Below are 26213 nucleotides of genomic sequence, written 5' to 3'. Positions count from 1 at the left end.
ATCATCTGTAGATGTGATGTGGGCAAGGTCTAAGTGGTTATATTGGTAGTCCATCTTCGTAAAACAAATCATCCTATCTTGAAAGCTAATTTACCATAGGATTCAGATAGTTGTCTTACAAAAGTTAAAACAAAGGTTTATTGATGGTTATAGGCCTCTCTCAAACTTAACTCAGTAAATGTTGTATCCTCTAAACTAAATGAAACCATGTTGCGTTCAGCTAGTCGCTTTTCAAGCTTAAATATTTCATCATTGATTTTGCATATTGCTAAGAGAAAAATTTTCGTTACGTTGAGGTCAAATAGTTCCATAAATTGAGCGTAGATAGGGAACTCTGAATCTTTTACGTATAGCTCGAGTGTGTCATAAATCGCTATGGCGGCATCATTAATCGTTTTCTGAAGAGCGATATAAGTGTCAATGCTGTCATATTTTTCTTCTTCTATCACATAACAAAGTGGAGGCGTCAATTCGCTCGACAATTCAATAATGTGATTTAGAAGGCTCTCTTTCCAATGAAAAAATGCAGATGGGTTATGAGGGGCTATTTCAGTGGCAATGTCACGTAAAATAATAACTAGCTCTTCTGCTATTTCTTCTCTCGCTTTAGAAGGGGCTGAATCTAGTTTTCTAATCAGAAGGTAGTCTTTGGTGATCGCTTTTGATAGCAACTGTTCAAGTTTATTTAGATTATTTTTATTATCGAAAAATACAGTTTTTAGTATATCCGTGTCGTATTGAACCTTCATGTGTGGAGAGCCTGATCGTTTGAAAAAAATTTAGATCTTCCCCCTTTAGTATTAGGCCAGCTTCACAGAAGCTGAATAAAATCCAGATTTATAAAATCATCAATATAAATGTAAATAAGACTTAAATCATTTAAGTTAAAAGCTAAATAGTAAATCTAATTTTATTTAGATTTTATCACATTTCGAGTGAAAAGTCCATTTAAATCAATATTATACAGTCTTTTGTATAATGTGTTGTAGCAACGAATCAAGCTCAGAACTCAAGTTGTTTTGTACAGGTATTGTGGGACATTACTAATCTTTGTGAACAAAAATCACTAGTTCTCAGTCGCTTAAATATGGATATGACAGTCAATTGTTGGTAGCTTAATAACGTTACTTTTAAGTCCTCGTGGCACAGCTGGATAGCGCGGTCTCCTCCTAAGAGACAGGTCGTAGGTTCGAATCCTACCGGGGACGCCACTTTCTGGACCTATTTTGTAAATTAAAATTTACGGTTTTACACTAAGACAAGTCACCTTTTTTTAGTTTTAGCATGAAATCTGCAACCTCTTCAGGTTCCGAATCTAACAAATCGATAGGACTTTTGTTATTTAACATTAGTTTGGATGTCGTTGACCAGTTGCAAATAACCCAATCATCTTTGAACATCCTAATTAGTTCATCATACAGGTCAGAGTGATACTCCTTTATATGCTCAATTACCTTTCCTTTTTTCATATCTAATCCTATTTATATTCAAACTACAGTGACCTAGTAACTTAATCGCACTATTGAACAATGAGGTGACTTCCAAAAGAAAATAATCAGTAATCATCGTTCGATAATATAATTCATTAATATTTATAACTACCAGTTTTTCAAAATGATTTTCCTATTATGATTTACGTTATTAATTGTTCTTACGTAAAATAGGCTCACTTGTTTAGACAGTCACTAAAAACAATAATATTAAGGAGTCCATATCAAATGGAAGAAAACAATAGCTTTCCGAAAGAAAGCAACTCTCAAGAGCTTGGAAGGTTAGCCGCTGATAAATTTGGAAGTGTGAAGCCAGAGACATGGCTAGTTAAAGAAATTGATGGGGATAAGGATTTTGGGATTGATTACTTTATTCAACTAAAAGATTTTGGCTCGATAAAATACAACTTTTTGGCTCAATTAAAAGGAACAAAAGATAAAAAAAGAATAAGAGAAGATTCCATTGTTATAGATTTAAAAACATCTACTCTTAACTATTATGCGAACCAAGGTTTAGTAATGGTTATTGTTTGTGACCTGAATAATGACGAATATTACTATGAGTATTTGCACAACATTCTATATAACCTAAACGGCAACAATAGGTATCTTTCAGAGCCTCCAAAAACCTATAGTGTTAAAGTCAGTAAGCAAAACAAAATAGACCAGCATTTAGATATCAAAAATGTTGTTGAGGAGCACGCATATGGGCTCTACAGAATGACGAGAGTAGCTTCGCTTAATCAGTCGCACAGTAATATGCCAATATTGGAATCTGGGGAGCAATTTGAGGCAACGAAGAAAATAACTGAATTCGAATACATTCAAAATCAAGGGTATGTATCACTTAGAGCGATATTACCAAATAACAAAGGTAGGAAGATAAGCTGTTTAGTATGGATTAATTTACCTAGGGTCTCTGGTGCAATGATATCTATCGGTGAAGAAGAAGTTCTTAAAACTCTGTTTACGGGTTACCGTTCAAAAGCAAATGACACCGCAAGGAAATGGTTTATCTCTGAAACAGATAGTGGATATTGTATAGATATTGGCAATAACAGGTTAACAGTCCCCGCAAGTGTAATTAACGATTTAAGCTATATTCTTGACGAATTAATGGACGCGTATACTCAAAGAATATCTAAATTTGAGAGTACTATATGTTCTCTTCAGTTCCCCCTATCCAGTAATTATCATGAAGGGTACAAATTAATAAAAGTTAAGAGGTGGCTGTGGGATGCTATTTTGAACTTCGCATGGGAACATGAACAAGGTAGCGGCGACGGGAAATGGAACATATTTGGAGGTGATCAATTTTCATTAAGGGCTCATATCAGAGGTAAGCAATTCAATTGGGGCGGGAACATCGTAATAAGTCCAGAGATTGACTCACTTTATACGAATTACCGCAAATATGATGATGAAGTTGTTTTAGTATGGAACGGTATTGAAGAATATGAGTCGATAGAACATTTGGAAAGTGTGGACAAAGTTCACTATTGGTTGAAAGATAAATTAATTCCTGAGGTACTCCAATGGCTATCTAAACTAAACGATGCTCAAAACCCTAAACAGGGGATGAAGGCAAAAGTCTTAAAGTTTTTTGAGTCTTCAAAACAAACTAAGCAGTCAATCAGCCCAATAGACTATTATATCGTTCGCGACTTTAAAGACGATAGTTTAACCTTAAATCCACAAAACACTTTTCGTGAATTCAAAAAAGCTATCGACGAATTACAGAGGTTCTTTCATTTGAATCAGGATTTATACCTGAGGGCTGGTGGTATCATTGAATTATACCAAGGCTTACTTTATTTAATTTCAGAAGTTCGAGAATTTGATACACATTACATAGCTGGCAACTTAGGAGTTCAATTTAACGGCGGAAATGAGCAAATCACAGTTCAACTTCTTGAAGAACACATACAATCTAAAATTGAAGATGCAGATTCCGGGACAAGTAATTCATTCAGATTAGATCTAATTTTGAGGTGTTACCAATTCCTCTTGGATGATCGAAATTGTGACATTCAGCTAGATTTAGAAAAGCTTTGTACTCATTTAACTTCAGCCAACTCACTGATGAAAAGTATGAAAGCGATTGAGAAGCGTAGAGTTTGATAATATCGGAGCGTGCTCAAAGGTCAAAGGGCACGCTTTCTAATTAAATCTTGGTACTTTTAGCGTTACGGATGTGTTTGTTCTTATAGAATTTAACAAATCATAGAGGCTTTCATAAATAAACAATCATTAGCTATCTTTGTCAGTATAAAACTTCAAGCCGATAGTAGTGCCTCGACTTGATAGTTTATTAATTCAAAACCATATATTAGCTCTAGCGAATATAATTTAGTGGCTTGTATACTACGGTGAAGCTATGGTTTAAAATGAAAACACTGTAAAACATCAGTTTTTTGTTCTCTAAAGGCGCTTGACATTCCCCTCCTAAGGCTTTGATGTAGGTTCGATTCCTACCAGGGACGCCATCATGCTTATTCAATACGAAATAATCGGCCTGCTATAAAGCAAAATCCTCAGCAGGCGTGATAATTAGCTCCACAATGTCATTAATTTGAATGTTATTCATTGGCCTACTTTGAATATTTGTGGCGATGGCATTTTGAGCGTTGACTTGAGTGACTTTGACACGGTTGATGGTTTGAATACTGCGAGTGAAGAATTGGTTTCTTTCTCCTGCCACATCGCTCCTATGTGCAATACTGAGTACCTGACCTACCTTGAGGCCATGCGCACGCCCTAAGTTGATGACCAATTGATCGTGGTCTTTATGAAGTATGCGCCCTCGCGTAGGTAAACACGCAAATGCTTGATTTAAATCTTGAGCGAGGCTATTAAATACGCCTTGAATGCGTTTTCCATAATCTGTATGCCAAAAAGTATCACTATATACGTCGACTATTTTGGTTTTCTCATAAGGCCAAATGCCCGTTATGCTATAGTGTTGCTGCCATACTTTGTCTTTGCTTATCGCGTCAAAGGCTACGAAATCTATCTTAAAGCTCCTGACATATTCATCATCTTGCCAAAAAGCATATTCACTGTTCAATTGATGTGTCTGAGCCAAATCTGTGATTTGGCTAAGGAGAACATATTGGCTATTGCTTGTAGTTGTTAAGCTGTCGATAAGCTTATCATCGTAATCAAAGTTTTGTGAGAAAAAAGCCCGTACGTTGATACTTTTATCAATAAAGGGGATTGGTTTGACAGTCATATTACGCTGCATAAGGGTTTGATACATACGTTCGCTGGCTGATTTATGTATGTCAAAAATTTGACCAAGTCTTGCTTGGTGCGGTTGCATAAGCTGGCTTTGCGTAATTGTGATCTGTTTATTGAAGGATTCTTCTGGACATTGCTGTTGTTTAGGAAAAATGTCTAGGTGTAAAGTGACACTCATTACACCATCTTTGGTATTTTCAGATACGAGGTTGATCTCTTGTATTTCACCATGGCTTTTAATTTTGATGTGATCTTGAGCAAGCACACCATCAGCCAGTGTTTGCACGCTAGTGACGGTAGCACCAGAGAAAATCAGCGCTTGTGTTATTGCATCTTGCACAGCTTCTTGACGTGCTGCTGCGCGGTCTGCGGTATACGCATTCGCGTATCCAGTTACTTCAAACCATTCAGCTTGGGCACCAAAGCTTAATAAACAGGCAGTGAAGACTGTAATGCTCGCTCTTTTCATCGTTTAATACCGTATCAAAACTTAGTCTATCCTATATTTACTTCAGCAAGTCCTGTGCCAACCGTATTGGCTTAATTTGTGCATGTATTCGAGCACAGAAGCAAACTTATGTAATTAGGAGTCGGTAACGTATGCGTGGGTTACTTAAAGTTAGCAAAATTTTTGCCATCAGTGTAGTTGTTAGTCTTGCAGGCTGTAGTTCAATTATCGACAAACATGTGGAATATAGTCATGTACAACCTGATAATTACCCCGTATTAAAAGCAATTGGTTATGCACCGCTGGATGCACAGCCTGGAGCAACAGATAGTGAGAAAATGTTGATGGCAATCAAGGTGTCTAAACTAGAGGCATACCGTGAGCTTGCAGAGCAAGTGTATGGCCACCAACTCAATGCGACAACTACAGTGCGCGGTGTCGTCGCTCAAAATGATGGTCTACGTAGTCAGGTCCAAGGTGTAATAAGAGGTGCGCGTGTACTCAAATCATATGCTGTCGGTGACATTTATACCACTGAGCTAGAGCTGGATATGAAGACCGTATATGACCTTTATATCGGGCAAGTTAAGCCTAAAAAGATTAAAAGAGTCACTTACTATTAATTGAGAACAAAAAAGCACGGTGTTAGCCGTGCTCTATTTTACAAACTTAAAACTTAAGCCTTTAAGTTCTTAACGATTTCACCAACATTCTCTACTACACTACCATCTTCTGTGTAGGTTGTAGATGTCGGTCTACCTATAAGAATCTCTTTTAACTCACGCACTGTCATTTGCGCTAAGTGTGCCGCTTTTGCATTGACCTCATTTTGATTTTTACATTTGATGAGCAGCAAATCTATTTGTTCAGTTAACGGGGTAACGTCTGGGCTTTGAAACAACTCTTTTGTATATGATGACAGGTCTTTGTCTGTTTTTTGAATGCTATTTAACAGGGTAATTTTTTGCCGCGCGATGTCTTTTAGACCATCTCCATTTCGGGAGCTTAACGCATTCAACTCTTCATCAAGAAGCAGGGTCAGCGCTTCTAATGAAGAAATTTGTGTTGTTAACTGCTGTACACACAGCTCAAGTGCTTTATCCATATAAATCAAATTCAAATGCGGCTATATTTTTTGCGAGCTTTTCAGCGTCAACTTGGTACTTACCCTCTGCAATGGCCTTTTTAAGCTCCTCGACTTTTTTGCTATCGAATGCCGGCGCTTGTTGCGCTTTATCTTGCAGTCCTTTTAATTGCTGCGCTTGTGATGTCAAGCTGACAGAGTCTGCAGCTGATTTTTGCTGAGCGGCAGGTTTGGCCGCTGCATTATTTGCATCATTTCTTTGCAATTCAGCACGTTGTTGCTTAAGATTATTAGCAACATTGTTCGGCTGGTTTTGACCGTTAATGTTATTAACCATGATAGTGACCCATATAAATAGTTGTTTCAGTCTTTTTATCGACCATTCCACTACTAACTTTAGCAAAAATTTTAAATATTGACTGCAACGGAATCAACATCTTTTACTCTTGCTCTGATAGTTTTTCCAGATTTAACGTTTTTTACCCGAATTTGTTCGCCTATATTGCCATCTTGCAAGGCAATACCTTGGGTTTTAATCGCAAAATGTTCGTTACCTGCAAATATGATGACTGAGTCACCTTTGCATATCATACATATTTGGCGAAGGTTAATTGCCTTGTCTGCTTGAATTCGTCGCTTTGTTTTACTACCAACTAGCATATCAATACTGTCAATATTAGATGCGCGAACAAAGTGTTTAGGTCGCATGGCTACTTTCATATCCTCAGCCTGTAACACTGTACCTTTATCAAGTTGTTGTGTCGTTACAATGACAGGATATAAGGTCTCTATTTTGACATGCACAAACTGTACCCAGTTCTTTTTATCTGTACATCTAACCTGTACAGTGACCTGTCGATTAAATGGCGGGCTTGCTTTGCTGGAAACTTTTAATGGAGATTGGCATTGCCTACTTGGGATTCTTGTATCTAACGGTAACGCAGATATATTCAGTACCCCTTTAGGGTCTTGCGTGCTGTGCGCTTGAACATACTTTATTGCGAGTTCCTGAATTTTTACTGGCTCGTAGTTCTGAGCATACACTGGCTGCTTGGCTAAAAAGTAAGCCAGAATGAGAAAGAATTGAACTGCAATTGTATTTTTTAACAAACTCATGATGTTTCGACTATGCTTATGGGGTGAAACAAGGTATAAAGATTTTGCGTGAATTGCTTCACCGCTTCAAGGGCAACTTTGAATGCTATATAACAAGCAAACATTGTTCCGATAAGCTGTATTTTGAGTAGGAGAATGAAATGGCAGGTATTTTAGACTCAGTTAACCAACGAACTCAGTTGGTGGGTCAAAACCGACTTGAACTATTACTCTTTCGTTTGAAGGGGCGGCAACGCTTCGGTATCAATGTTTTTAAAGTAAGAGAAGTGCTTCAGTGTCCACCTCTTACAGCTATGCCAAAATCAAATTCATATGTGCGCGGTGTCGCGCATATTCGTGGGCAAACCATTTCCGTTATTGACATGTCTCTGGCCGTGGGTGGCCCTCCAATTGAAGATATTAAAAACTGTTTTGTGATCATTGCAGAGTACAACCGTTCTGTTCAAGGTTTCTTAGTTGGCGCTGTAGAAAGAATTGTCAATATGAATTGGGAGCGCATCATGCCACCGCCATCTGGTGCGGGCAGGTACTCCTATGTAACAGCAGTGACTGAGATAGAAGAAGAGCTTGTAGAGATTCTGGATGTTGAAAAAATCTTGAATGAAATCTGTCCTATTAATACTGAAGTTAGTGAAGAGATTGTCGCTGACGGTGAGATGCAAAAAGATCTCGGTGAGCGAATCGTATTTATCGCTGATGACTCGGCGGTTGCGCGAAATCAGGTAAAACGCGCACTTGAGCCGTTAGGCGTGCAAACTGAACTGGCCAAAAATGGTAAAGAAGCGCTCATTCGACTGAAAGAGATTGCAGAAGTTGATTGCCAAAATGACATCACAGAGCGTGTCGGTTTGCTTATCTCTGATGTTGAAATGCCTGAAATGGATGGTTATACGTTGACCGCAGAGATTAAGGCAGATCCAAAGCTTGCACCTTTGCATGTTATCTTGCACACGTCTCTTAGTGGCGTATTCAATCAGGCAATGATTGAAAAAGTGGGAGCAGATGACTTTATTGCTAAATTTAACCCTGATGAACTGGCTTCGGCAGTGAAAAAGTGGGTCCATTGTGATTAATAAGTGGTGGTAAACATTGGAAAATAAACATTTAGAGCAGAGCGAGTACGATCAGTTTCGCACCTTTTTAGAACAGCAGTGTGGCATAGTACTTGGTGATAATAAGCTTTATTTGGTGAAAAGCCGCCTTGCGCCTTTGATGTCTCGATTTAATGTTGATTCATTATCATCGCTAGTGACAAAAACCTTGAGTCCGCATGAACGGCAGTTGCGTGCTGCAGTTGTGGATGCAATGACGACGAACGAGACATTGTGGTTTAGAGATCAATATCCGTTTGAGTTACTTAAAAAGAAAATTTATCCAGAGTTTAAAGATTTGCGAAGGCCGGTGAAGATATGGTCTGCAGCGAGTTCGTCAGGTCAAGAACCTTACTCTATAGCGATGTCAACGAGTGAATATCAATCTCAGAATCCAGGTGCGATGAAAATGGGCGCTCAGGTTGTGGGCACTGATATTTCTAACACTATGCTGGATATGTGTAAAAATGCAGAGTATGACGCATTGGCATTGGCTCGTGGCTTATCGCCGGAGAGACGCAAAAAGTTCTTTATTGACAGTGGTAATGGTATGGCCAGAGTCGTTGATCCGATCCGTAAAATGGTGAATTTCCGTCATTTGAACTTGTTGGACTCCTATGCCTTACTGGGCAAATTTGATGTGATATTCTGCCGAAATGTTCTGATCTACTTCTCGCCTGAAGTAAAAGCAAAAATTATTTCTCAGTTTGCACAAGCATTAAACCCGAATGGTTACCTATTTTTAGGCGCTTCGGAGTCAATGGCTGGGTTAAGTGATGATTTTGAAATGCTCAGGTGCAACCCTGGGATCATTTATCAGAAAAAGTCTTAAATTGAAAAGCAGCCTACAGGCTGCTTTTTTTAAGCCAAAATTATGTGTGGCACAAAGCGGCTGAGGTCTTGCGTGATAAGGCTGGGATCTGCACGTAATCCCATACCGGCAGGACTATTACCGACCACCCAGCTTCCTAACACAACATGTTCATTGGCAAATTTAGGCAGTGCTTTAAATGCTTGGTAGATAAAGCCCTCTTTACCATATTCTCCACTTGATTTGGCGAGTAATTTACCTGCTTTGATGATTTCTATACTTGCCCCTTCACGAGAGAAAATAGGCTTTTTTACTATACCCTTATTCTTATTGAGTAAGTGTTTTTGATCGTCAAAGTAAGCGGGTAACAAATTGGGATGATTTGGAAAATATTGCCACAGTAGCGCTAATATAGCTTTGTTTGAGAGCAGTGACTTCCATGCTGGTTCTAACCATTGTGTAGACATGTTGTTGAGCGACTTGCCGTATTCGTCATCAAACATAAACTCCCACGGGTAGAGCTTAAAGCACCAGTCTATTTGCTTGTCATTCAAGTCAACAAATTGCTGCAAAGTATTGATGCCAATATCTTCGATAAAGGTAAATTGACAGGGAATGCCGGCTTCTAATGCACAACTTCTTAGGTAATCTACAGTGCCTTTATCTTCTTCTGTCTCTTTACAGCAGCTAAAGTGCAGTGTTTTAGTGCGGTTAAATTTGTGAATATGTAAAAATCGCGCAATTAGCTGCTCTTGAATACTATTAAATTGGTCGCTGTGCGGTGGAAGTACGCCAGTATTTACCTGTTGCTCTAACCACATCCATTGCCAGTATGCTGATTCAAATAGAGAAGTTGGCGTGTCATAGTTTGCTTCTAAGAGTTTAGCAGCTGAGACTCCATCATAACAAAAATCGAAACGTCCATATAAATGAGGGTCTCTACGCAGCCATGAACGTCTTATCATCTGCCAGTAGGGCTCAGGAATAGCAAATCGCCGCATTAATTCGTCATCATCACATATCTTGTCTACAAGGTATAACAGCATGTCATGCAACTCTTGCGTTGGCTGTTCGATGTCTCGTTCAATTTGTGACAGGGTGAATTGGTAATACGCGCTTTCGTCCCAATAAGGGGCACCGTGCATTGTATGAAATTTAAAACCCAGGGCATTGGCTTGGGCTTGCCAGTCAGCTCTTGGCTCAATAGGAACTCTAATCATGGTAATGTGTGATGTTTTAAAGGGGGCTTTAACCGCCCCAACTTTTTGAACTGGCACTGCGACCAAATCCACCGCGACTTTTGGTACGGGTGATTGTTTTGCTCGGTTTTGGCTTATAGTTAACTATTTTGCTTTTGACTGTGGTGGTACCTGCAGAGTTAACACTGGCGACGACACTGTTTTGCGCATTACGATAATTAAAAAAGTCATCTTTACTGCGATAGAGAGGTTTCGCACCTGAATAGTATTTGCCACTTAAAAAAGCGGCTTTCCTTTTCTTGCGCTTTTTCATCGCGTCGAGACCTTCATCAACCGCTTCAGCGAGCAGTGCCACCATAAAACCGGCCATGACTGGTCTCCATAAGCCGCCATTATTTTCACAGCGCTCATAACCAAAATCGCTCTCGCAGAGCTGCTCAGTGGCATAACGAGGAGCTTCAGATAAGTGTTGATCTTGTGCTTGCTCGTAATGAAAAAGGCATGACTCTGTTTCTACCCCAAATGACGTACAATCATCTACATCTTTAAAAAGCAATGTTGACTCTTCTGAGTCTGAACACCCGATCAAGCCTACAGAAGTGCCCATCATTAAGGTGAGTTTGATCTGCTTACTGCGTTTCATACTCACTCCTTAGTAGGTCATGCAGGCGGCATTGAGAATACCTGTAGCCAGTGATGCTCCACCTAAAAACAGGCCTGCGCTAATATGATTATTTTCTATTTTTTCTGATAACTTTGGCATATACAGTCGTACTAAAAAGAAAGTAAGCAACTGCATCACACCGGCAATAATGCCCCAAATAGCAAAATCTACTAGTGATACTGCATTGACTGCAGCGCTGGCAATAGGCAGTGTAAAGCCAATGAGAGTACCGCCGAAAGCTGCGGCAGCTGAGGGGTTGTCTTCTTTAACCAGTTTCCATTCGCAATGAGGCGTAATTTTCGTATAGACGTATAAAAATGACAATATTAGCAAATAGCCAATTAGAAAATATAAAATAAATGGAATAAATCCCTGTAAAGATTCCAAAATCATTATTGTATTAACCTATTATTTTATTATTCGTGAAGTAATAAATGCTCTAGTTCTCTGTGGAGAATATCATCGTCTCCAATGTTTAATTCTATCAAACGTTTGAGGTGGGTTACACTGTCGATATCTATCTGAGCACAATGCAGCCCTAAATGTGCTTCTTCAATGTGGCGAATTTCGACTTCCATATTTATTTCTATCTCACTACCGGGTAAATGAAACTTTAAACTCGCAGGTTGTCCCTTGAGGGGCGAAAGCCCAGTTGGTAGTGTGATAAGTGCACCATTTAGGGACAAATCTATAATTTCACACTGGTAATCGCCAGTTGTTGTCATTAAAAAGGCGGTATTAGAAAATAAGATTCTGGAAAACTTTCTGCGTTCTGTCATAAGTCGATCTCGTCGTATGGATATATCAAGTTTAGTCATTTTTTGGCTGACTAACCAGCTATAAAAAAGCCCTGAAATTTTTCAGGGCTTTTGTTTAATTGTGTATAGACTTAACCAATTTTTTTGTATTTGATGCGCTTAGGCTCAGCAGCCTCTGCACCAAATGTTTTCTTTAACCACTCTTCGTATTCTGTGTAGTTACCATCGAAGAAATTAATCTTCCCTTCGTCACGGTAATCTAGGATATGCGTCGCGATGCGGTCAAGGAACCAACGGTCGTGCGAGATACACATGACACAGCCTGGGAACTCTAAAATCGCATTTTCCAGTGCTCGGAGAGTTTCGACGTCAAGGTCATTGGTTGGCTCATCCAGTAGGATAACGTTACCACCCGCTTTAAGTAGCTTGGCTAGATGTAAGCGGTTGCGCTCACCACCTGAAAGTTCTTTAACAAACTTCTGTTGATCGTTGCCTTTGAAGTTAAAGCGGCCTACATAGGCGCGGCTTGGGATTTCGAAATTGCCGATCTTTAAAATATCTTGGCCGTTAGAAATCTCTTGGAAAACGGTATTGCCATCATCCATATTGTCACGGAACTGCTCAACAGTAGCTAGCTCAACCGTGTCACCTAGTTTGATCTCACCGCTATCTGGTTGCTCTTCACCGCTTAACATTCTAAATAGTGTTGATTTACCCGCACCGTTGGCGCCAATGATGCCGACAATCGCACCTTTTGGCATTGCGAAACTTAAATCATCGATTAGGACTCGATCACCAAAGCCTTTTTTCAGGTTATTGACTTTTATAACTTGATCGCCCAGACGTGGACCTGGTGGAATAAAGAGCTCATTGGTCTCATTACGTTTTTGGTAATCAGACTGCTGTAGCTCAGTAAACTGTGCCATACGCGCTTTTGATTTTGCCTGACGACCTTTAGGGTTTGAGCGCACCCACTCAAGCTCTTTCTCGATTGACTTTTGACGTGCCTTTTCAGATTTTTCTTCTTGCTTAAGACGTGCATCTTTTTGTTCAAGCCAAGACGTATAGTTACCTTCCCATGGAATACCATGGCCACGGTCTAGCTCTAAGATCCAGCCAGCAACATTATCTAAGAAGTAACGGTCGTGGGTGATAGCCACCACTGTTCCTTCGTAATCGTGTAGGAAGCGTTCAAGCCATGCGACAGACTCAGCATCAAGGTGGTTGGTTGGTTCGTCCAGTAGAAGCATATCTGGCTTTTCAAGGAGTAGGCGACAAATTGCCACTCGACGTCTTTCACCACCTGAAAGGTGCTCAATTTTTGCATCCCACTCTGGTAGACGCAGTGCATCGGCTGCACGCTCAAGCGCGTTGTCTAGGTTATGACCATCATGTGCTTGGATAATGGCTTCTAATTCGCCTTGCTCTTTCGCTAGTGCATCAAAATCAGCACCGTCCATAGCATATTCTGCATAGACTTCGTCTAAACGAGTGAGTGCATTTTTTACTTCACTTACTGCTTCCTCGATGGTCTCACGCACCGTTTTGCTCTCATCCAGTACTGGTTCCTGAGGGAGGTAACCAATTTTTGTGCCAGGTTGTGGGCGTGCTTCACCTTCAAATTCTGTATCAACCCCTGCCATAATGCGCAGTAATGTTGATTTACCTGCACCATTAAGACCAAGCACACCAATTTTGGCACCTGGGAAAAAGCACAAAGAGATATCTTTAAGAATAGTACGCTTAGGCGGCACAACTTTGCTCACCCGCGACATTGTATATATATATTGAGCCATAAATATAGTCCGACTTATTTTTTATTTCCGCTATTGTAGTTACAACTTACGGTGCATTCAACGTAAGTAAGTAGATTCACTAAATAAGCGTTGGCGCAGATTTTTAAAATGAACGTTTTTTGTGTAAACATAGCTAGGTTTAAGTAAATAAAACCACCAAACGCTCGTTGCTTTTTGCAATAAATTTGCCTTGTTATTTTTGTTTACATATGAAAGCAAAATGGAAATACATGTATCTGTTTTTTATGTATGAAAATACGCATATTCTTTAAGTCTTTATTGTTAGGGCATTTTTGACCTGTTTGAATCCCTAAAAAAAGGTATTATTTACCTATGCTCAGCAAAGTTATTGAGAAAAGCTGTTAACTTTCTTCATTTCAATCCGAGCAAAAAATAAAGACTCATATCCTTAATGAGTATTAATGCCGCCTTTAAAAAGGAGGGGACTGAACAAGGTGTTTTATCTAATTGCCTAACTAGACAGTCAATCACAACTTCACAGCTTATGGCTCCAATCACTCACAGTAAGTTGAAAATAACTCCATATCACCACGAAGCTTAACTGCACAATCAGTAAGGATCGCAATGACACAGTCAAGTTGCTCATCAAACAGAATTTTTAAAGATAAACGAACACCGCTTGGCGCGGAAATCCTCCGTTTCGCAAGGCGTATACGCGGTTTCACTCAAGCGGAATCAGCCGCCAACTATGGCATTGAAGAGCGAACGCTGAGGCGCTGGGAAAATAGGGAATATAGCCCAAAGTGGAACGATGTGGTGGGCCTGGTGGAAGACGTTTATTCACTCGATATTATAGAAGTAATAGGAAAGCTCAATGATTGCGACACAAATAACCATTAAACAAATTCGCAGTGCCTTGAGGCGCTGGGGTAAATACTGGCGACAGCAAGAGCAGGGCAAGGGCTTTAGCCGCCAAGCAATAACAGAGCAAACTGGAGGGGGTCATAGTAATTACTTCTCTAGTGACATGATGAATGTACCAGAAGAAATTGAATTACTGGGGCAGTTAATCAGCAAACTGCGGCCAGAATGCATCCGTGCAATACGAGCAAAGTATTTGTTGGATGTTGAGTTAAGCCAAGCGGCAAAAATGCTTGGCTTTGATACAAAGCGCTCTGCAGAGTTTTGGTTAGTTAAGGCCGAAAAAACACTCATGTTGGAGCTGAGCTATTAACACGTAGGAAAACATATGTCGATCATGAATACGGTTGAGCAAATCAAGAAACATGAGGGCTATCGACGCTTTCCGTATTACTGTACGGGAGGCAGATTAACGATAGGTTATGGCAGAAATATAGACAGTAAAGGAGTAGATAAAGAAGAGGCAGAGTATTTACTTGCACAAGATATTAAAAATGCATTAGCAGGCGTAAAGCGTCGTATTGATATATCACATTGTAATGAGGCGCGCATAGCCGTGCTGACAAATATGGCATTCAATATTGGTTTGCAAGGATTGATGGGATTTAAAAGGATGCTTGAACATGTGCAACAAGGAGAGTTTGAAAGTGCCGCTGTTGAAATGCTTGATAGTCGCTGGGCAAATCAAGTGCCAAGCAGAGCACAAGAATTAGCGCAGCAAATGCTAAGTGGGGAGTGGCAATCATGAACTGGCTTACAAATTTGTTCACTGGCAGTGTGAGAGAGCCATTGCAGGTAGTCGGTGAAATTATAGATGAGCTGTATACAAGTGAAGAAGAAGTGCTCGAACAGCATGTAATCAAAGCGAGGCTACTTAATAAGCAAAGTGAAATACAAGCACATATTAACTCAGTACAAGCAAGTCATCGAAGTCGGTTCGTTGCCGGTGCTCGACCATTCTTGATGTGGGTATGTGGGTTTGGTTTTTTATTTGCTTTTGTGATCAACCCGATTTTACAGTGGTTATTTCCTGAGCAAGGAGTACCTGTGCTGCCACTTGAAGTGATGTTGGAGTTGACTTTAGGTATGTTGGGGTTAGCAGGCCTTCGCACCATTGAAAAGTTGAAAGGAGTGGCAAAGTGAGACAACCTGAAAACTGGCAAATGAAAAAGGAATTGAGTTTAGCCCACATTCTTACAACGATTGCCTTGGTTGTATCAAGCATCTTGTATCTAAGCGATTTAGATAAACGCATTACTTCTAATTCTCAAGAGCTAGCCCACTTAAAACAGATCCGTAAGGAAGATCAAAAACGGATTGAAAAGCGTCTTGATTCAATTGATAAAAAATTGGATGCGCTGTTAAGTGCAAAGCGTACTAACCCATAAGGCCTACGTGGGCACTGTTTAAAAATCCCTTTTTTGTAATTAATCACTTAAATTCATGTGCACAAGCTATGAGATTGCATGTGCGTTCGTGCGCAAACGTATTATCAGGAGACGAATTGTGAGTACAGCCATCGAATTAGCTAAACTGCCACCACCTCAGGTTATTGAAGCGCTTAGTTATGATGAGATTTATAAGCAAATGGAGCAGGCTCTGCTCGAAAAGTTGCCGGATCATGCTTTATTAGCCTCTGATCCAGCGATTAAATTAATTGAAGTTGCGTCGTATCGCGAACTTTTACTCAGACAAAGGATTAATGACGCGGCAAAATCAGTGATGTTGGCGTTTTCGCAAGGCAGCGACTTAGATAATTTAGGTGCTTTGTTTGGCATTGGACGCGCCGAAAATGAAGGTGATGAACGCTATCGCCAAAGAATCCCTCTATCGTTAGAGAGCTATAGCATGGCTGGTACTAAAGGGGCATATGAATATCATACCTTCTCTGCCAACGATAAAATTAGAGATGTTTATGTAGACTCGGATAGTCCCGGCTATGTAAATATATATGCGCTGATAGATACCATGACACAATCGCAAGCCAACGAAATTAAAGCAGATATTGATAACAGGCTTAATGACGAAGATATTAGACCTATTACAGACAAAGTTGTCACCCTGTGGGTAATGCCAACAATTGAGACGCTGAGTGCACAAATCTATTTAAATATTGGCGCTAATAAGCAACAAGTTGAACTGGCGATTATGCAGGCACTCGATGCTTTTATTGCCCAGCATTGTAAGTTAGGCTCAGAGATCCCTCACTCGGGTATCATTGATGCATTGCATCAGCCAGGAGTGCGAAAAGTGAAGTTATTGACGCCCACGGAAGACTTACAGCCTGCGGTTAATCAAGCATATAGCTTGAATATTAATTTACAATTTCCCGATGAGGCATAACTATGAGCGAAAAGTCACTCTTGCCTCACAATACGACTCAATTAGAAAAAAAAATTGAGCAGCAGTTATCACATACACGTGAGCAATTTAATACTACAACTGTGATCCCTGACTATATTGGCTCGCAGTGGAACCCGTTGACTTGCCCTGAAGCGTTATTGCCATGGTTGGCATGGGCGCTGTCGGTTGATGAATGGAAAGAAGATTGGCCTGTAGAAACCAAGCGGGCAATGATAGCTAACTCTGTATCTGTGCATAAGCACAAAGGGACGGTGGGCGCGGTTAAACGCGCACTGGCATCGCTCGGTCTAGAAATAGAGTTTTTTGAATGGTTTGAAGATATCGATGATGTTTATATAGCGCCACATCACAGTGGCGAGCCACATACGTTTACGTTTATTGCGTGGGCAAACGCAGTGCCTTATACCAGTCGCGCTGTGGTGCTTGACCAAAAGCTGTATGATGCGATACATCGTGTGACTAACCAAACCAAGCCTCAACGGGCACATTTTGATTTTTTAGTTGGCATGAAGATGTCGTCGCCAATTGCTGCGGCCACCAGTGGTCACGGTTTTGCCTCAAGTCGACTTTATGCCAAGGTTATGCCGCACACTAAAGAACGTGCGGGCAGCAATACACTTTCAATCGCTGGTGCTATTTCTGGGCATCGCACAGCCTCTTCTCGCTATTATGCAGCCTCTTCTTCTGAGCGCAAGATCACATCATCAGCTCAAACAGGCTGCGCCCTTGTTATTAGAAAAAAGGTGCCTTTGGTTAGTCGCCAGCGCATCAACACTGCCAGTGAGCGAAAGTTAAAAGCGGGTGCCAAACTCGGGTTTGGCGCGGCACTCTCTACTGGGTCAGGCCAAGTTGTTAGGACCTATATACGCAGTGATCAAACCATGCCTTCGCGTTTGATTGAATTTAGCGGCCGTCTTACGGGCGCTATGTCAAACAGCGCAAAGCAAACGACGGTCTGTCGTTTGTACTTCAATGCAGTGTCTGCATCGTAAATTTTGATAAACAAGGAGTGCAATAGTGAGCACGATTTTACAACCGGTGATCACGTCAGCGGGACTGGCTGCTGTATTCAGAGCACAGCAAAATGGCTTTAAAGCCAAAATCACCAAAATCGGGATTGGCTCAGGTGTGCATCAAGTGGATGAAAACACCACCAATCTGAAAGCAGAGCGATATCGTCTGGATATTGACTGTGCAGAATATGATGAAGCAAATAAACAGCTTCACTTAACCGTACGCGACGACTCTAAAGTGGCGGATGACGGATTTTTTGTCAACGAGGTCGGTTTTTATACTGAAGAAGAAGTAAACGGACAAATACGTCATGTGTTATTTGCTGTTTATTCAGCAATAGATCCGATTGCGTATAAATCAAATGATATTGATCTGTTATTGGCGTTTGACCTGACACTGACAGGTGTACCGGGCGATGCTATCACCATTATTGATAAAGGGGTCGATTTTAATATCTTGATAGCCCCTGAGCTTGCCAAAATGGCGCGTTCACAGATCATGAATATGTATCGTCATTTAAAACAAAAGTTTGCATTAATTGACAAAGGTATTTTGTAAGGAAATTTCATGAAAAAAGTAGATAACCAGCGTGCACAAACATTAGCAGAGGAAGCCCTTAAGTTGATGCAAGAAGCGAAAGCACTGCAGCAACAAGCGCAATGTCAGGCGGCTCGCATTTTGGGCTACCAACAACAAAGTGATGGTTTAGCGTTCAAATATTTGGCGGCAAAGGCTGAATATGGCGAGCATAGTCAACAAGCATGTGATGCTAAACAAGCATGGCTCCATGCGCGAAAGTTTGTGCAGGCGCGTTATCCTAAATTTCATGAAAAATAATTCAAAACAGATTTTAAAAAGCCCGCTTTAAGCGGGCTTTTTGCATAAATGGAGAATGTAAATGTCTTTAGAACAAGATATCACACGCGTTGTTGAGGCCACTGAAGGGCTGACAGCAACCGTTGATAATCAGATCAGTGAAATCACGAACAAATTAAACACCGCGGTGGCTGAGACTAAAACCAAGGTGGATGCCCATCTAGCCAGCGCTGATGCCTTACTGAACTCTTATGAAGAGCGCCAGTCACATTTTCGCGTGACAAAAAACCAAGCCTTAGTGGCAAATCAAGCTGGTAGCTTCCCAGAAGCTTGGGCTGGTGGCTTAGTAACAAAAGCGACTTTGCTAGAAAAGGTTGAAACGGGTGTAGAAGCTGATCAGCGTACGCCATTGGCAAGAGAGTTCCTCAAAGCCGTTAATTCAGATACAAAGTGGTTTGCACAAAACTTCAATATTTGGGAGCTGGAATATGCACCGAACCGAGGCGGTGATAGCAGCCATGTCGATGCCTATTTAATGTATCAGTACTTAAGAAGGCCAACGCATATAACAGCAGGTGCCATTGTTAAGCACATTCGTGGACCTGTGCCTACAAACTTTTGGTGTCACGGTCTTAAAGCCGGAGAGCCTGCCAAAGTATGCGGACTTCATATTCACCACAATAGTCGAAATCACTATACGCATTGCCACCCCTATGTGCCAGGCAGAAACTTACCGGCTGATCAAACAGGCGTTATTCAGGTTGCACTGCCAGCGGTTGTGACAGGTCATGTACCTTTGGATAAATCTTGGGGTCAGTTTGCTTACATCGGTGACGCTGCATACGACGTGATTGCATAAGGAGAAAAAATTAAATGGCTAAATTAATCGTAAATGGACAAGTGGTCGAGCAGTTTTTTGATGCCGGTATGGAGCAGTACGCTGTAGCTCAATTGGTTGAAGAAAACTTTGGTAAAGGCAGCACGTTCTCAGTCGAATTATCAGTTGAAGAAGCACAGCAAAAGAGCCGTGATGATGTACGTTTATCTATTGAGCAGCAAGTAGCTGATACCGAGTCTTTGCTGGGCACAACGTCAGACACAGTTCATATGTTACTTAATGAGTTGAGTAGCTTTGTGAATAAATTAAGCGATGCATCCACCTTAGCTGAGATGCGTACTTCTACGACATCACTTAAAGCGGCAATTGGCGATATTGAAACAAAAGTTGCAGCAGGTGAGCTGAGCTTTCCTTATCAGACCAAAGGTCAAGATGCGGTGATGACAGATATTATGACGCGTGCAAACGGCGTTGATACTGTTATTAAAGCAAAGTAAGTCAGGCATTACACGGTTCTGAGCACACCGTGTTGATGCAGAGTTAAAAAACGCAAACGTGAAGCCCACCATTTGGTGGGCTTTTTTATTTTAAATTGGAGGTAAATTATGTCTTTAGAGCAAGACATTGCAAATGTAGTCAGTGCAGCAGAGCAGCTAACTGGCATCGTAGATACAAAAATTGAAGATATTAACACGACAGTAAATAACAAAGTTGCTGAGGTCAATACAACGATATCAAGAGAGATTGCAAGAGTTGATGAGTCATTGGCAAATACCAGAGTATTTGGTAGGAAAAGTATGTCAATTGCTGACTATTTCGTAACTGAAGTCGGCCCTACAAATATTCATATCAAGCTTCCCTATAGAGTTGACAGGGACCATGCAATGTACCATCTAACCGTTGAAGGTTACGCTTATGGTGCAGCCCATGATAATGAAAATGAGCCACGTATCATAGATGCTACTTTTGTCGGCTATTGTTACACAAACTCACAGACGCACTTAAATGTACAGTGTTTAGGGTCACATGAGCCAGCATCTTATATTGGCAAAGATAATCATATTTATCTCAGGTTGTCATTCAAAAACAAGTACTTCCTTACTTTAAATGTTAATGCGTTGAAAGTGGGTAATGGCACATTACTTAAACAAGGTGATGTAGAAATAATCGATAACCCAGAAGCTTTACTATAAGGAGATAGGTCATGAATGCAGAAAAACTATCAACAGAAGTAGAAAACCAAATAAGCCATGCAAATCAACGTCTCTCTACTAGACAGAAAATAAATAATCGCGTTGCTGATGATGGTAGTTTATTGGGTTCTACTTCAGATGTAACCCACATATTACTTTATGAGCTGAGCATTTTTGTCAATAAATTAACGGCAGCCAATTCCCTTGAAGAAATAAAGTCATCAGCTGAGTCGTTAAAAAATATCATTGGTGCTGTTGAAGGAAAAGTAGCCAGTGGCGAGATTAATTTACCTTATCAAGTAAAAGGTCAGACTGCAGCGTTAGATGAAGCGCTTACGCGGGCTCATGGTGTCAGTAATTTACTGTAAAAAATCAATGTACTGAACGATAAATAAACCAGCCCATTTATTAGGTGGGTTGGATATTTTGAAGGTGGGTAAAGGAGTGTATTTACATCAAAATTGCTGATACCAAGGCTAAGTATTTTTGGTATTCGAGTTACGGACATAGCACTGGGGAAAAGGCTTTATCAAATCGTTGTTGAAAGTTGGCTGAGTTTTAAAAAGCTATCAAATATGTCAGGTTTCAAAACAACTTTGCTAGCGGTGCTTAATTTATAACTCGATAGCAAGCCATTCAAAGTATTAAGCTTATACCAATTCATACACTGCCTGAACTAGTTCGGCAGGCACTTTTCAATAATCAATTTAAGAGCTTAGTTATGTCATTGACAAACTTTAGCGCCATAGATCTCAGCCGTTTGCCGGCGCCAAACCTCATTGAGTCACTAAGCTTTGAAAAGATTAGGGCTGAGATTTTAGATGATTTTAAAACACGTTTTCCCGACGCAGAGCTTAACCTAATCAGTGATCCGGTGGTTAAGTTAGTGGAGTCATTTGCTTACAGGGAGTTATTGCTGCGTCAGCGTATTAATGATAGTGCACATGGCGTATTACTTGCTCATGCTACAAGTAGCGAGCTTGATTATTTGGGTAATCGCTTTGAAGTTGCGCGCGCAGTATTAGAGCCAGCTGACAATACACAGATACCACCTAAAGCCGCTATTTATGAAAGTGATGAGCGGTATCGTGAACGTATTGCACTTGCGCTGGAAGGATTCAGCACCGCGGGCCCCGCAGGCGCATATGCATTTCATGCACTAAAGGGCTCGCAATATGTCAAGGATGTGTTTGTAGATGCGCCTGAGTTTGCGTATGTCGACCTGCCGGAGCAAGTATCGAGTTTACTACCACCAAGTGCACGGCTACTGGTGTGTACATATGACGCAGGTTTAACGCCAGAAGTATTGTCAGGCGCTGAACCGTCAGAGCCTGTACCAGGAGATGTGGTGGTGACGCTGCTTACAAGTCAAGGAAATGGTCACGCAACGACCGACATAATGGAGCAAGTCAGAACGCAGTTAAACAAGGAAAATGTGAGACCACTGACTGATAGAGTGCATATTAAATCTGCAGATATCATCGAGTTTGAACTAGATGCGGTATTACATATTTATCCAGGTATGGATGGGCCTGCACTGGTTGAGGAAGCCAAAGCAAGTTTAGCGGCGTGGTTGGCTGAACACCATAAATTGGGCCATGACATTTCTCTGTCTGGTTTATATGCGGTCTTACATCGAGAGGGAGTGCAGCGAGTTGAGCTGCAGGTGCCGCAGTGGGATATTGCCGTGCAGGCGCATCAGGCTGCGTTTTGCTCTCGAGCCATTATCTCGTTGGGAGAGGAGCATGTCTAACTATACGTTGCAAGGGAGTACCACTGAGTTAGAGCTTGCGCTTGAACATTGCAGTGACCGTATATTAGATATTCCCGTAACTACCGAGCAGTTATGGGACCCTTGGAAATGCCCTGTCGCATTCTTGCCTTGGTTGGCGGATGCATTAAGTGTTGATGTTTGGGATAGTCGATGGCCTGAGCATGTGCAGCGTAAAGTGATAGCGGATAGTGTGCCAAGACACAGATACAAAGGAACTGTGAGCGCGGTAAATAACGCATTAAAGGTGCTTAACGCGAAAGTCGAACTACAAGAGTGGTGGCAGTATGGAGGCGTTCCTCATAGTGCGAAATTATCAGCCATTGCTAATGAGAATCTGGATAGTAATGGCAGCACATTTTTGAGTCCTAAGTTACAGGCGCAAATGTGGCACTCTGTGGTGGCGACTAAACCTCTGCGCACTCATATTGACTTTAATATTGGTGTTAACTTACATACGGAAGTTCAAGCTGTCGGTGGCGGGCAAAGCACCTTGATGCAAGCCGCTTTGCATCGAGATAATCCAGTATTTAATTTTGCACCAGTTAATATTTGCAATTTTGCAGCAACCCAGAGCGTCAGTTTAAATATGCCGAAATTAGTGGATAAGCCAAGTTTTGACTTTAGCTTAAGCAAAGTGAGAGTGGCATCTACTGCAGTTACGGCATCGTTATCGAATGCTCTCTTTAAAGACGCTCCAAATTCACAACACATATCAAAAAGTTCAATCACGAGCGGTGCCTATACCGTTTTAATGCAAAATATCACGCTTAATTTATAAATCTGAGGTACAAATTATGAATGTATATACGCCTGTTGTGACCCAGCAGGGGATAAATGCGGCGGTCAGTGCCCTTGAACAAGGGGTTAAAATTCAAATTGGTCATATCGCTGTTGGTGATTCAGGGTATACACCTGATAGACATCAAACGGCGTTGAAAAGTCAAAAAAATACAGCATCAGTATCGGGTGCTGAAGTAGTTGGTAATGGTCAGTTCCATGTGACTGCAGAGTTCACTGATGATAAGCAATATGCTGTCAAAGAAGTAGGGTTTTATTTAAACGATCATGAACAAGAAAGTCAACGGACTTTGTTTGCAATCTGGTCTCACCCTGAAAATGTACTGTTTTTCCAAACCCCAATCGCAAAAATTGTGCAAGGTTTCGATTTGCTTTTAACAGCTGTTCCGCCCCAAAGCTTAGATTTTAATGTTACGGGCGATTTGAGTCTATATTATGCCGATGAGTTTGCTGCGTTGACCATTGCACAAACCAAAGCGCTCACAGCACAAATTCAATCTAATTTAAGGCAGATTCACTTTAATGATCGCCTTTTAAAGTTAGAGGGGTAGGTAATGTCTAGTTTATCTAAGAGCGTAGCAGAGCTTGCCAATAACAATGCGACTTTGGTTCAGCGATGTAGTGAGTTGACAAGTGACATCAATCATCTGTTACAGAATGTTGATACTAAAGTTGATACAGCGTTTTCCAAAGTGGGCGGTGAAATAAAAAATACATTGGAGCAGACTTTGTATGTTAATGCTGATGGCGCAGTTGGTAGCGACAGCAACGATGGGTTAAGTGCGCAAACACCGTTAAATACGATAAAAGCCGCAGTGGCTAAACTCATACCAGGCTGCTTTGCTCGCATTATGCTGGCTGCAAATAATGTTGAGCATGTTTCATCGACTCTTTTGGTCCCAGACTGCACTGTTATTTTTAATACGTATACTCAAGCTGATTGGCAATCCACCGGCTTGAAAATGCATTTTTCAGGTGCTATTGCATTTAATACCAGTGGTGACAATGCATCTATTTCGCTTGAACTGTTTGGCGAGTTCCAAAAAACCATTTTGATGGCGGGAAATCGATTATTTGAAAACTTAGGCAAAGCAACTTATTCATTGTGTAGTGATACTACAACCTACCCAGTGGTGGTGTTTCATCGAAGTACGTCAGGTCAGTTCTTTCCTTACTTTGTTGCAGCAAATTACGCTAAGTTTAGCAAAATCGGCTTGTTATCAATGAGTAATGTCGTATTTGCTTCGAAAGTAGTCAATATTGCAGGTGAAGCTGTTTATGAACCCATGCCACATATACGCTTGGATACAGCTCCAGTGGGCGGTGCCGTATTGGCAGTATTTAATAACGTTGATATGCATTGTGATCAATTGTCTAATCCGGGTGCTGAGCTAGCACCTGGATGTTACTTGATCTCGAAAGTAACGGGGTTAAATCACATTGCCCCACCGGTTACAGCAAGCGCCTAATCAAATAGTTTCCCTTTCCAATTACTTATTTATATTTCTAATTTAAATTAAGGATAATATTTATGGCTACACAAGCTAAAACGCTTGAAGAGCAGCTCACTGAGCTGTATTCGATTAATGGTGAGTTGGTGTCTGCGAACGAACAGTTGACTGCGACCGTGATTGGTAAAATGCAGGATATTGACACAAAAGTTGCTCAAGCAAAGAGCGCCTTAGATACAAAGTTCATCGATTCTCAGAACAACTTTAATACATTTATGAACACCGCCAATCGAAAGTATCAAGGGTCGGGGGCTGTCATTGATGCACAATTAAACGCTGAATCTGGAGTTGATATTGCGCCAAAAGTACATGAGCTGTTTGAAGCTGGTAATCAAAATGTGAAAGTAAATATTCCAGAAAATACAACGTGTTACTGGGGGTCTACTATCATGATCCCAGTTGGTTGTGGTTTGACTATTCAAGGTTCAAATCAAGAAACGAGCCAAATTAAATTTAGGGCTTTTCACAAGCAATATGATGATAAGTCATACCATTATATTGCACCAATGAGGTTGTCAGCTGGAGCGAATATCAGGGTTCGCACTGTGACTTTAGAGCAAGAAATACTGGAAGGCGCAACTGCTGCACCTTATCGTCATGGGATGTTTAATATTCCAAGTTATAATAGCGATATGGGAGATATCGGTTTTTATTTTAGCCATACTACTTTTAAAACTTATGACTGTATTGTACATCCAGAAGGTGTTGGTATTGGCAACATTTCAGTGACTTTTGTAGGTTGTGAGCTTCACAGAGTTTCGAACCCAGGATGGTTTACTTCTAAACAAAATTGTGCGTGGTTAGGGGCCGGCTCTTGGTCACATCAAGGGCGTTACTTGTCTTGTACTAAACATGGTTGTAAACAGGTCGGAAGCACGGAAACGGGTAAGGTCTGCGACATTATTCGAGTTTGGAATGATGGCACTGATTTAACACAAACTAAATTTACTCAAGCCAATAATACAACTCATTTCCATGGAGTACTTTAAATGGATATCTCATTAACTTACAACAATATTGAATATATTAACTTCAATACAGATGCATTGTTAGCTGAGGGGGTTCCTGAATCTATAATACAGGAGTCTTTGTTAAACCAAGCTTGGGAGGGCGCTAGAGTTAAGCGCAATCAATTGCTTGCTCAGTGTGACTGGACACAAATTACAGACGTCGATATGACATCAGAGCAAAAACAAGCGTGGCTTGATTATCGTCAAGCGTTGCGTGATATTCCTGCTCAAACGGTTGAGCCACAAGACATCGAGTGGCCTGTATCTCCGTAAGTTTCAGTATAAAGCTTAAATTTTATTTATAAAACCCACCTAG

General features: G+C 40.9%; 34 protein-coding genes and 1 tRNA gene. 24 read left to right on the top strand and 11 right to left on the bottom strand.

The window, feature by feature from the left end; translation table 11 throughout:
• Positions 1–137: 137 nt before the first annotated feature.
• Positions 138–749, bottom strand: a complete 612-nt coding sequence (locus tag QNM16_RS09370) for a hypothetical protein (protein WP_284020236.1) — start codon at positions 747–749, stop codon at positions 138–140.
• A 385-nt stretch (positions 750–1134) separates the two neighbouring features.
• Here QNM16_RS09370 and QNM16_RS09365 point away from each other — a divergent pair.
• A tRNA-Arg gene (locus tag QNM16_RS09365) sits at positions 1135–1211 on the top strand.
• A 42-nt stretch (positions 1212–1253) separates the two neighbouring features.
• Here QNM16_RS09365 and QNM16_RS09360 read toward each other — a convergent pair.
• A complete protein-coding gene (locus QNM16_RS09360; protein WP_284020235.1) occupies positions 1254–1469 on the bottom strand; it encodes a hypothetical protein in 216 nt (71 codons plus the stop codon).
• A 249-nt stretch (positions 1470–1718) separates the two neighbouring features.
• On the opposite strand from QNM16_RS09360, the gene QNM16_RS09355 reads away from it, so the two are divergent.
• On the top strand, positions 1719–3611 hold the full coding sequence (locus tag QNM16_RS09355) for a DUF4365 domain-containing protein (protein WP_284020234.1): 1893 nt from the start codon (positions 1719–1721) through the stop codon (positions 3609–3611).
• A gap of 397 nt (positions 3612–4008) precedes the next feature.
• Here the strand turns inward: QNM16_RS09355 and QNM16_RS09350 are convergent, their stop codons facing one another.
• A complete protein-coding gene (locus QNM16_RS09350; RefSeq protein ID WP_284020233.1) occupies positions 4009–5199 on the bottom strand; it encodes a flagellar assembly protein T N-terminal domain-containing protein in 1191 nt (396 codons plus the stop codon).
• A 131-nt stretch (positions 5200–5330) separates the two neighbouring features.
• Here QNM16_RS09350 and QNM16_RS09345 point away from each other — a divergent pair, with 131 nt between their 5' ends.
• On the top strand, positions 5331–5801 hold the full coding sequence (locus QNM16_RS09345; RefSeq protein WP_284020232.1) for an LPP20 family lipoprotein: 471 nt from the start codon (positions 5331–5333) through the stop codon (positions 5799–5801).
• A gap of 53 nt (positions 5802–5854) precedes the next feature.
• Here the strand turns inward: QNM16_RS09345 and flgN are convergent, their stop codons facing one another.
• The 3 genes from flgN to flgA all read right to left on the bottom strand — a co-directional run bounded on the left by flgN (position 5855) and on the right by flgA (position 7378).
• Positions 5855–6283 carry a flagellar export chaperone FlgN gene (gene flgN, locus QNM16_RS09340; protein WP_284020231.1) on the bottom strand — a complete coding sequence of 143 codons (429 nt, stop codon included), beginning with the start codon at positions 6281–6283 and terminating at the stop codon, positions 5855–5857.
• Positions 6276–6599: a flagellar biosynthesis anti-sigma factor FlgM gene (gene flgM / locus QNM16_RS09335; RefSeq protein WP_284020230.1), complete on the bottom strand. Its 324-nt coding sequence runs from the start codon at positions 6597–6599 to the stop codon at positions 6276–6278. The genes flgN and flgM overlap by 8 nt, the downstream gene beginning before the upstream one ends.
• A 71-nt stretch (positions 6600–6670) precedes the next feature.
• Positions 6671–7378, bottom strand: a complete 708-nt coding sequence (gene flgA / locus QNM16_RS09330; protein ID WP_284020229.1) for a flagellar basal body P-ring formation chaperone FlgA — start codon at positions 7376–7378, stop codon at positions 6671–6673.
• A 140-nt stretch (positions 7379–7518) separates the two neighbouring features.
• On the opposite strand from flgA, the gene QNM16_RS09325 reads away from it, so the two are divergent.
• Together QNM16_RS09325 and QNM16_RS09320 are read left to right on the top strand one after the other, a co-directional pair.
• Positions 7519–8451, top strand: a complete 933-nt coding sequence (locus QNM16_RS09325; RefSeq protein ID WP_039608536.1) for a chemotaxis protein CheV — start codon at positions 7519–7521, stop codon at positions 8449–8451.
• 16 nt (positions 8452–8467) lie between these two features.
• Complete coding sequence (locus QNM16_RS09320) at positions 8468–9301, top strand: CheR family methyltransferase (protein WP_063360357.1); 834 nt, start codon at positions 8468–8470, stop codon at positions 9299–9301.
• A gap of 29 nt (positions 9302–9330) precedes the next feature.
• Here the strand turns inward: QNM16_RS09320 and QNM16_RS09315 are convergent, their stop codons facing one another.
• The 5 genes from QNM16_RS09315 to ettA form a co-directional block, all read right to left on the bottom strand.
• A complete protein-coding gene (locus QNM16_RS09315; RefSeq protein WP_284020373.1) occupies positions 9331–10500 on the bottom strand; it encodes a glutathionylspermidine synthase family protein in 1170 nt (389 codons plus the stop codon).
• Positions 10501–10528: 28 nt separating this feature from the next.
• Complete coding sequence (locus QNM16_RS09310) at positions 10529–11122, bottom strand: DUF1190 domain-containing protein (RefSeq protein ID WP_284020228.1); 594 nt, start codon at positions 11120–11122, stop codon at positions 10529–10531.
• A 9-nt stretch (positions 11123–11131) separates the two neighbouring features.
• On the bottom strand, positions 11132–11536 hold the full coding sequence (locus QNM16_RS09305; protein WP_063360354.1) for a DUF350 domain-containing protein: 405 nt from the start codon (positions 11534–11536) through the stop codon (positions 11132–11134).
• A gap of 23 nt (positions 11537–11559) precedes the next feature.
• Complete coding sequence (locus QNM16_RS09300) at positions 11560–11922, bottom strand: PilZ domain-containing protein (protein ID WP_284020227.1); 363 nt, start codon at positions 11920–11922, stop codon at positions 11560–11562.
• Between the two features lie 110 nt (positions 11923–12032).
• Positions 12033–13697, bottom strand: coding sequence for an energy-dependent translational throttle protein EttA (gene ettA / locus QNM16_RS09295; protein WP_284020226.1), 1665 nt, complete (start codon positions 13695–13697; stop codon positions 12033–12035).
• A 585-nt stretch (positions 13698–14282) separates the two neighbouring features.
• On the opposite strand from ettA, the gene QNM16_RS09290 reads away from it, so the two are divergent.
• The 19 genes from QNM16_RS09290 to QNM16_RS09200 all read left to right on the top strand — a co-directional run bounded on the left by QNM16_RS09290 (position 14283) and on the right by QNM16_RS09200 (position 26170).
• Positions 14283–14558: a helix-turn-helix domain-containing protein gene (locus QNM16_RS09290; protein WP_284020225.1), complete on the top strand. Its 276-nt coding sequence runs from the start codon at positions 14283–14285 to the stop codon at positions 14556–14558.
• Complete coding sequence (locus QNM16_RS09285; protein ID WP_284020224.1) at positions 14533–14892, top strand: hypothetical protein; 360 nt, start codon at positions 14533–14535, stop codon at positions 14890–14892. Before QNM16_RS09290 ends, QNM16_RS09285 begins: the two co-directional genes overlap by 26 nt.
• 15 nt (positions 14893–14907) lie before the next feature.
• Positions 14908–15327, top strand: coding sequence for a glycoside hydrolase family protein (locus QNM16_RS09280; RefSeq protein WP_284020223.1), 420 nt, complete (start codon positions 14908–14910; stop codon positions 15325–15327).
• On the top strand, positions 15324–15722 hold the full coding sequence (locus tag QNM16_RS09275) for a 3TM-type holin (RefSeq protein ID WP_284020222.1): 399 nt from the start codon (positions 15324–15326) through the stop codon (positions 15720–15722). Before QNM16_RS09280 ends, QNM16_RS09275 begins: the two co-directional genes overlap by 4 nt.
• Positions 15719–15967, top strand: coding sequence for a hypothetical protein (locus QNM16_RS09270; RefSeq protein ID WP_284020221.1), 249 nt, complete (start codon positions 15719–15721; stop codon positions 15965–15967). Before QNM16_RS09275 ends, QNM16_RS09270 begins: the two co-directional genes overlap by 4 nt.
• A gap of 118 nt (positions 15968–16085) precedes the next feature.
• Positions 16086–16922: a baseplate assembly protein gene (locus QNM16_RS09265; protein WP_284020220.1), complete on the top strand. Its 837-nt coding sequence runs from the start codon at positions 16086–16088 to the stop codon at positions 16920–16922.
• A 2-nt stretch (positions 16923–16924) separates the two neighbouring features.
• Positions 16925–17935 (top strand): phage tail protein I, encoded by a 1011-nt coding sequence (locus tag QNM16_RS09260; protein ID WP_284020219.1) that lies wholly within the window; start codon positions 16925–16927, stop codon positions 17933–17935.
• Positions 17936–17960: 25 nt separating this feature from the next.
• Positions 17961–18515: a phage tail-collar fiber domain-containing protein gene (locus QNM16_RS09255; protein WP_284020218.1), complete on the top strand. Its 555-nt coding sequence runs from the start codon at positions 17961–17963 to the stop codon at positions 18513–18515.
• A gap of 9 nt (positions 18516–18524) precedes the next feature.
• Positions 18525–18794: a hypothetical protein gene (locus tag QNM16_RS09250; RefSeq protein ID WP_284020217.1), complete on the top strand. Its 270-nt coding sequence runs from the start codon at positions 18525–18527 to the stop codon at positions 18792–18794.
• A gap of 61 nt (positions 18795–18855) precedes the next feature.
• Positions 18856–19632 (top strand): hypothetical protein, encoded by a 777-nt coding sequence (locus tag QNM16_RS09245; RefSeq protein WP_284020216.1) that lies wholly within the window; start codon positions 18856–18858, stop codon positions 19630–19632.
• 14 nt (positions 19633–19646) lie between these two features.
• Positions 19647–20108, top strand: coding sequence for a hypothetical protein (locus tag QNM16_RS09240; protein ID WP_284020215.1), 462 nt, complete (start codon positions 19647–19649; stop codon positions 20106–20108).
• A gap of 108 nt (positions 20109–20216) precedes the next feature.
• Positions 20217–20804 (top strand): hypothetical protein, encoded by a 588-nt coding sequence (locus QNM16_RS09235; protein WP_284020214.1) that lies wholly within the window; start codon positions 20217–20219, stop codon positions 20802–20804.
• A gap of 11 nt (positions 20805–20815) precedes the next feature.
• The gene (locus QNM16_RS09230; protein ID WP_284020213.1) at positions 20816–21172 is read left to right on the top strand and encodes a hypothetical protein; all 357 of its coding nucleotides are present in this window, start codon (positions 20816–20818) and stop codon (positions 21170–21172) included.
• A gap of 353 nt (positions 21173–21525) precedes the next feature.
• On the top strand, positions 21526–22557 hold the full coding sequence (locus tag QNM16_RS09225) for a baseplate assembly protein (RefSeq protein ID WP_284020212.1): 1032 nt from the start codon (positions 21526–21528) through the stop codon (positions 22555–22557).
• Positions 22550–23356, top strand: coding sequence for a phage tail protein I (locus QNM16_RS09220; protein ID WP_284020211.1), 807 nt, complete (start codon positions 22550–22552; stop codon positions 23354–23356). Before QNM16_RS09225 ends, QNM16_RS09220 begins: the two co-directional genes overlap by 8 nt.
• 16 nt (positions 23357–23372) lie before the next feature.
• Positions 23373–23927 carry a phage tail-collar fiber domain-containing protein gene (locus tag QNM16_RS09215; RefSeq protein WP_284020210.1) on the top strand — a complete coding sequence of 185 codons (555 nt, stop codon included), beginning with the start codon at positions 23373–23375 and terminating at the stop codon, positions 23925–23927.
• A gap of 3 nt (positions 23928–23930) precedes the next feature.
• Positions 23931–24845, top strand: coding sequence for a hypothetical protein (locus QNM16_RS09210; RefSeq protein ID WP_284020209.1), 915 nt, complete (start codon positions 23931–23933; stop codon positions 24843–24845).
• A gap of 62 nt (positions 24846–24907) precedes the next feature.
• Entirely contained in the window at positions 24908–25876 is a 969-nt protein-coding gene (locus tag QNM16_RS09205) for a hypothetical protein (protein ID WP_284020208.1), read from the top strand.
• Positions 25877–26170 (top strand): tail fiber assembly protein, encoded by a 294-nt coding sequence (locus QNM16_RS09200; RefSeq protein ID WP_284020207.1) that lies wholly within the window; start codon positions 25877–25879, stop codon positions 26168–26170. It begins immediately after the preceding gene.
• Positions 26171–26213 lie beyond the last annotated feature (43 nt).

Origin of the sequence: Pseudoalteromonas umbrosa, assembly GCF_030125375.1 — a bacterium.
Lineage (GTDB): Bacteria > Pseudomonadota > Gammaproteobacteria > Enterobacterales > Alteromonadaceae > Pseudoalteromonas > Pseudoalteromonas umbrosa.
Note: the sequence above shows the minus strand (reverse complement) of the source record. Positions and strands in the feature narration are given on the sequence as shown.